At 66.3% G+C, this 6,000-nt stretch carries 6 protein-coding genes and 1 tRNA gene; 3 read left to right on the top strand and 4 right to left on the bottom strand.

Annotated elements, in window-relative coordinates; translation table 11 throughout:
* Positions 1–44: 44 nt before the first annotated feature.
* Both JWN03_RS21305 and JWN03_RS21300 read left to right on the top strand, forming a co-directional pair.
* Positions 45–121: transfer RNA gene (locus JWN03_RS21305), tRNA-Pro, on the top strand.
* A 158-nt stretch (positions 122–279) separates the two neighbouring features.
* Complete coding sequence (locus tag JWN03_RS21300; RefSeq protein ID WP_297617728.1) at positions 280–1,110, top strand: hypothetical protein; 831 nt, start codon at positions 280–282, stop codon at positions 1,108–1,110.
* On the opposite strand, the gene JWN03_RS21295 is transcribed toward JWN03_RS21300, so the two are convergent.
* A complete protein-coding gene (locus JWN03_RS21295; protein ID WP_297617725.1) occupies positions 1,107–1,793 on the bottom strand; it encodes a GntR family transcriptional regulator in 687 nt (228 codons plus the stop codon). The genes JWN03_RS21300 and JWN03_RS21295 overlap by 4 nt on opposite strands.
* Before the next feature lie 131 nt (positions 1,794–1,924).
* On the opposite strand from JWN03_RS21295, the gene JWN03_RS21290 reads away from it, so the two are divergent.
* On the top strand, positions 1,925–2,266 hold the full coding sequence (locus tag JWN03_RS21290; protein ID WP_297617722.1) for a hypothetical protein: 342 nt from the start codon (positions 1,925–1,927) through the stop codon (positions 2,264–2,266).
* A gap of 4 nt (positions 2,267–2,270) precedes the next feature.
* On the opposite strand, the gene JWN03_RS21285 is transcribed toward JWN03_RS21290, so the two are convergent.
* Genes JWN03_RS21285 through pflB form a run of 3 tightly spaced genes read right to left on the bottom strand, consistent with a single transcriptional unit; the run spans position 2,271 to position 5,949 of the window.
* Positions 2,271–2,942 (bottom strand): response regulator, encoded by a 672-nt coding sequence (locus JWN03_RS21285; protein WP_297617719.1) that lies wholly within the window; start codon positions 2,940–2,942, stop codon positions 2,271–2,273.
* A gap of 17 nt (positions 2,943–2,959) precedes the next feature.
* The gene (pflA, locus tag JWN03_RS21280) at positions 2,960–3,706 is read right to left on the bottom strand and encodes a pyruvate formate-lyase-activating protein (protein WP_297617716.1); all 747 of its coding nucleotides are present in this window, start codon (positions 3,704–3,706) and stop codon (positions 2,960–2,962) included.
* On the bottom strand, positions 3,706–5,949 hold the full coding sequence (gene pflB, locus JWN03_RS21275) for a formate C-acetyltransferase (RefSeq protein ID WP_441343036.1): 2,244 nt from the start codon (positions 5,947–5,949) through the stop codon (positions 3,706–3,708). The genes pflA and pflB overlap by 1 nt, the downstream gene beginning before the upstream one ends.
* Positions 5,950–6,000 lie beyond the last annotated feature (51 nt).

The following is a 6,000-nucleotide window of genomic DNA, read 5'->3' as shown; positions in this document are numbered from 1 at the left end:
GCTCTTCTCCCTGCTGGGAGCCTCGGCCTCGGCCGAACAGGTCACGGGGTGTAGCGCAGCTTGGTAGCGCATCCGCTTTGGGAGCGGAGGGTCGCAGGTTCAAATCCTGTCACCCCGACCATCTTTCGATTCTTATCCAGCTCACACAGGGCCGTATAGTCCGCTGGCACAATGGGACTGGGCGGTCCGCTGTTGCTCGCCGGATGCGGAGCACTGCACGCTGTGCCACTGTTCGGGAACTCCACGCGGAATCGGCCCGGCGGGGCGAAAATCTAAGGTGTGACGGATCTTTCGCTGAGCGCTGCACGCCGGGAGCAACTGGCCGCACTACTGGGGGATGAGCGGCGGCTGCGGGCCGAATATCCCAAGGTTGCGGATTATCTGGATACTGCGCCGTTGCTGGTGGGTAGCGGGGATGCGCAGGCCGATGCGGCCTTCGATCTGCGGTTCGTGCATTTCATGATCGGCGGGGACGGGGTCGGCGGGAATCCGTACTGGGACATTGTGGGGGACTCGGTGTCCGAGCAGGAGGGGCGGCGGGTGGTGAACGGCGGGCGGGCGCGGGGGAGTGCGCGGCTCGGGTACGCACAGACGATTCTGCAGGCGGTGTACGCCTATGCGATTCCCGCGCCGGAGACGCTCGCCTGGGCGGCCGCATTCTGCCGGGGTGGCCCGGTGGTGGAACTCGGTGCGGGGCGCGGGTATTGGGCGGCGCAGCTGGCGGGCGCGGGGCTCGCGGTGACGGCCTACGACTCGGAGCCGCCGGATCGCCTCGGGAATGTGTCGTTCCCGGGGGCGGCCGGGCAGCGGGACGTGTGGCATTCCGTCGGTGATCTCGCCGAATACGCGGCCCATGATCGATCGGGGCAGGTGCTGCTGCTGTGCTGGCCGCCGGGCTGGGGCAATGCCATGGCCTCGCAGGCGCTCGCGGACTTCACGCGGGCCGGGGGCGAGCGGTTGATCTTCCTCGGTGAGCCGAAGGGCGGCAAGACCGGTGACGACGCCTTCTTCGATGCGCTGGCCGCGGGCTGGGAGCTGGAATCGGAAGATGCGCAGTACGTCTCGTGGTGGAATCTGGCGGATGTGGCCCAGGGCTGGGTGCGCCGCTAACCGGTGCGGGCGACCTGCGGGTCGAGGGTCATGCGGAAGACGAAGGCGCCGTAGCGATCTCGCGGGTAGGAGACGTCGCAGACCATCATGACGCGCTCGTCGGGGGCGAGAAAGCGCTGGTGCACGGTCTTCACCAGATCACCGGCCGGGGTATTGAGCCAGCTCGCGTGCGTCGAACTCGGGAGCTGGTCGGCGACGGTCTCCTCGAGGAAGGCGGCGCCGTCCGTGCCATCGGTGCCGACCGGCTGGTACGAGTCCGAGATGGAGATCGGCCGCCCGGCCTCGCTGGCCCGGGTGACCACATGGGTGAGCTCGGCGCCCGGGTCGAGCCCGAGGATCTCGGCGAGGATTTCGGTGGCGGACATGCGCTTGCTGGCGCGTTCGACGCGCACCTCGTGCTCGGATTCCTGGCCGAAACTGGTTTCCGGGCTCTCCAATTGGCGTTCGGGCGCTACCCGGACCAGGTCGAGGTGATCGGTGACGAAGGTGCCGCGCCGCTCGATGGTGCGTACCAAACCCTGACTGAGCAGCAGTTTCACGGCGTGCCGGATGACGATCTGGGAGACCCCGTTCCGCTCGGCGATCTCGGCGAAGCTCGGTAGCTGCGTGCCGGGTGGGAGCGCCCCGGTGCGGATCTGTCTCGCGTACTTCCCCGCAATGGCGACGTAGGCCGGTTCTGCCATGGGTTCGCTCCCTTCGAATCATGTTGTCCCCGTGCAGACAACCATATTCCGTATACGCAGTTGTAGATGCACACTCCGTGCATATACTCAGATGGGTATACGCATAACTGGCTTATCGATCAGGGGTGGTCATGAGGTTTCGCCCGACGGCGGTCGGATATCTGCGGAGCGATGTCAGTGGCATTCGCCAAGCATGGGACGAGGAACAGATCCGCAGCCGAGCCCGGCGGCTGGGCTACGACTTCGCCAAACTGGTAGTGGCCGACGGCCGCTCGGGCCGGCACCTGACGGCCGCGCTCAAATCCGCCATCACGCGATTGGACGCGGAGGCGGTCATCGTGCCCGATGCCACGCATTTCGAAGGGCATGTCGTCCCCGACGATCTGGTGAAGGCCGCGGATGTGATCACCGTCGAACCGGACGAAACGTACGCCCGCTGGGGGATTCCGCCCGTTCCCGTCGATCGGGGGTAGCGGCTCATTCCGCCCAGTTGTCGCCGTGCTCGTGGCGCAGGTGCTCGGCCAGGATGGCGGCCTGGGAGCGGCGGGCCAGCCCCAGTTTGGCCAGCAGGATCGAGACGTAGTTGCGGACGGTCTTCTCCGAGAGAAAGGCCTGCGCGGCTATCTGCTTATTGCTCAGCCCCTGGCCGATGAGTGCCAGGATCTGCCGTTCCCGGTCGGTCAGGTCGATCTCTTCGAGGGGATTGCCGGCGGCCGGGCGGTGCAGGCGAGCGGTGAGGTCGGCGGCGGTGCGGGGATCGATGAGGGATTCCCCGCCCGCCACCCGGCGCACGGCATCGACCAGCTGCGGCCCGCGAAGTTGTTTGAGCACATAGCCTTTGGCGCCTGCGAGCACCGCGCCGAGCAGGGCTTCGTCATCGGAGAACGATGTCAGCATGAGCACATTGAGGTCGGGCAGATCCGACAGCAGATCGCGGCAGACCGTGATTCCGTCGCCGTCCTCGAGCCGCACATCCAGCACGGCCACATCGGGGCGGACGGCAGGCACCCGCCGCAATGCCTCGGCAGCGGTGCCGGCTTCACCGGCGACCTCGATATCGCCCTCGGCTTCCAACAGGTCCTGCAGGCCGCGGCGGACGATCTCATGATCGTCGAGCAGGAAGACCCGAATCTTTCCCGAACTGTCCACCCGGTCATTCTCGCAGGTCAGTAGGTCGTCAGCCCGGAGGCCCGAAAGGCGATGCGCGCCCGCTCGACCTGCTCGGCCGTCGGCGGCGGCGTCTCGGCGAGCACGAACCGGCGGCCCAGTGCTTCCCATTTGGGCTGGCCGAGGGTGTGGAACGGCAGCACATCGACGCGCTCCACATTGCCGAGTTCGGCGGCGAACTGTGCCACCGCGTTCACTTCCTCCGGCGCGTCGGTAATGCCCGGCACCAGCACGTAGCGCACCCACACCGGCTGGTTCCGCGCTGCCAGGTGTTCGGCGAAAAGCAGGGTCGGTTCCAATTCCCGCGAGGTGAGCCGGCGGTAGGTATCGGGTTGTCCGGCCTTGATATCCAGCAGCACCAGGTCGGTGGCGTCGAGCAGCTCATCGCTCGCGAGCGGGCCCAGATAGCCGGAGGTATCGAGCGCGGTGTGCAGACCGAGCTCTTTGAAGCCGTGTAGCAGGGCCGTCGCGAAATCGGGCTGCTGCAACGGTTCTCCGCCGCTGAGGGTCGCGCCACCGCCACCGGCCGTGATGAACGGCACGTATTTCGCTGCCTCGGCCAGGATGTCGTCACTGCTGTACCGAGTGCCGTTGTCGCGCAACCAGGTATCGGGATTCTGGCAGTACCGGCAGCGCAGCGGGCAACCGCTGAGGAAGGTGACGAAGCGGGTGCCCGGCCCGTCCACTCCGGTGGAGACGTCCCAGGAGTGGACCGAACCGGTGACGGGTGTCAGCGCGGTGGTCATCACAGGCTCGCGTGAAAGGTGCGGTTGATGACGTCGAGTTGCTGTTCGCGGGTCAGGCGCACGAAGTTCACGGCATAGCCGGAGACACGAATGGTCAACTGCGGGTACTTCTCCGGGTGTTCCATGGCATCGGTGAGCGTCTGCTGGTCCAGGACGTTCACGTTCATGTGGAAGCCGCCGGTGGCGATGTAGCCGTCCAGCACACCGGCCAGATTGGTGATGCGCTCGTCGGCGGTGCGGCCCAGTCCCTGCGGAGTGACGGTGGTGGTCAGTGAAATCCCGTCCTGCGCCTGCGAATACGGCAGTTTCGCCACCGACATGGCGGAGGCCACGATGCCGTGGATATCGCGGCCGTTCATGGGGTTCGCGCCCGGTGAGAACGGTTCACCCGCCCGCCGCCCGTCGGGGGTATTGCCGGTCTTCTTGCCGTACACCACATTCGAGGTGATGGTGAGCACCGACTGGGTGTGCTCGGCCTGCCGATAGGCGGGGTAGCGGCGCAGCTTGCGCATGAACCGCTCCACCAGACCGGCGGCAATGCTGTCCACCCGATCGTCGTTATTGCCGTAGGCCGGGAACTCGCCCTCGACGCGGTAGTCCACGACCAGCCCCGTGTCATCGCGCAGCGCAGTGACTTTCGCGTACTTGATGGCCGAGAGTGCGTCCACGGTCACGGCCAGCCCGGCAATGCCGCAGGCCATGGTGCGGCGCACGGCCGTATCGTGCAGCGCCATTTCGATGCGCTCGTAGGCGTACTTGTCGTGCATGTAGTGAATGACATTGAGCGCGTGCACATAGGTCCCGGCCAGCCAGTCCATCAGCTTGTCCAGCGCCGCATCCACTTCGGCGTAGTCGAGCACCTCGGCGGTGATCGGCCGGAAGCCGCGGGCGATCACCTTGCCGGACTTCTCGTCCCGCCCGCCATTGACGGCGTAGAGCAGCGTCTTGGCGAGATTGACTCGCGCACCGAAGAATTGCATCTGCTTGCCCACCTCCATGGCGGAGACGCAGCAGGCGATGGCGGTGTCGTCGCCGAAGCGCGGACGCATGAGCTCATCCGATTCGTACTGGATGGCACTGGTATCGATGGAGACCTTGGCGCAGAACCGCTTGAAACCGCGCGGCAGTCGCGGCGACCAGAACACGGTGAGGTTGGGTTCCGGCGCCGGGCCCAGGTTGTAGAGCGTCTGCAGGTAGCGGAAGCTGGTGCGGGTCACCAGCGCTCGGCCGTCGGTGCCGATTCCGCCGAGGGATTCGGTCACCCAGGTGGGGTCGCCGGAGAACAGTTCGTCGTATTCGGGGGTGCGCAGGAAGCGGACGATGCGCAGCTTGATCACGAAGTCGTCCACCAGTTCCTGGGCATAATCCTCGGTGATCAGCCCGGCTTCCAGATCCCGCTCCAGATAGATGTCGATGAAATTGGCGGTGCGCCCCAGCGACATCGCGGCGCCGTTCTGTTCCTTGACCGCCGCCAGATACGCGAAGTAGAGCCACTGGATGGCTTCCCGCCCGTTCGCGGCGGGCCGTCCGATATCGAATCCGTACGAGGCGGCCATGGTCTTCAGTTCCATGAGGGCGCGGAGCTGCTCGCTGACTTCCTCACGCAGCCGGATGGTTTCGTCGTCCGCCCAGTGCTCGTCCAGCGCTGCCTTGTCGGCCATCTTGTGCACGATGAGCCCGTTCACGCCGTACAGCGCGACACGGCGGTAGTCGCCGATAATGCGGCCGCGTCCATAGGCATCCGGCAATCCGGTGACGATGCCGGAACTGCGGGCGGCGCGAATGTCCTCGGTGTAGGCATCGAACACGCCGTCATTGTGGGTCTTCCGGTATTTGGTGAAAATCTCCGCGACGCGCGGATCCTCCTCGACGCCGTACGCGCGCAAGCTGTGCTGCACCATGCGATAGCCGCCATTGGGCATGATGGCGCGCTTGAGCGGGGCATCGGTCTGCAGCCCGAGAATGAGCTCGGCGTGCTCATCGATGTAGCCCGGCGCGTGCGCGGTGATGCTGGACGGGGTGTGCTGGTCCACGTCGTGGATGCCGCGCTCGCGTTCGGCGGGGAAGAGGGAGCTGAGCTTGTCCCAGATGCCGAGGGTGCGTGCGGTGGGGCCGCTCAGGAAGCTGTCGTCGCCGGTGTACGGCGTGTAGTTCTGCTGGATGAAGTCGCGCACATCGATGGCGTCACGCCACAGGCCGCCGGTGAAGCCGTCCCATGCCCCGATCCGTCGAGCGGCTGCCATCATCGTCATCACGGGCTCCTTTGCCGGCCGGCGCGGCGCGTCTGCGGCCGC

Source organism: Nocardia sp., from assembly GCF_025465275.1.
GTDB lineage: Bacteria > Actinomycetota > Actinomycetes > Mycobacteriales > Mycobacteriaceae > Nocardia.
The sequence above is the reverse complement of the archived record's forward strand: the minus strand, read 5'-3'. Positions and strand labels throughout refer to the sequence as shown.

Bases quoted from the DNA above. Each gene is read 5' to 3' on its own strand.
- JWN03_RS21295 (WP_297617725.1), bottom strand. From the start codon at position 1,793: ATGGCAGAACCGGCCTACGTCGCCATTGCGGGGAAGTACGCGAGACAG.
- JWN03_RS21290 (WP_297617722.1), top strand. From the start codon at position 1,925: ATGAGGTTTCGCCCGACGGCGGTCGGATATCTGCGGAGCGATGTCAGT.
- pflA (WP_297617716.1), bottom strand. From the start codon at position 3,706: ATGACCACCGCGCTGACACCCGTCACCGGTTCGGTCCACTCCTGGGAC.
- pflB (WP_441343036.1), bottom strand. From the start codon at position 5,949: ATGGCAGCCGCTCGACGGATCGGGGCATGGGACGGCTTCACCGGCGGC.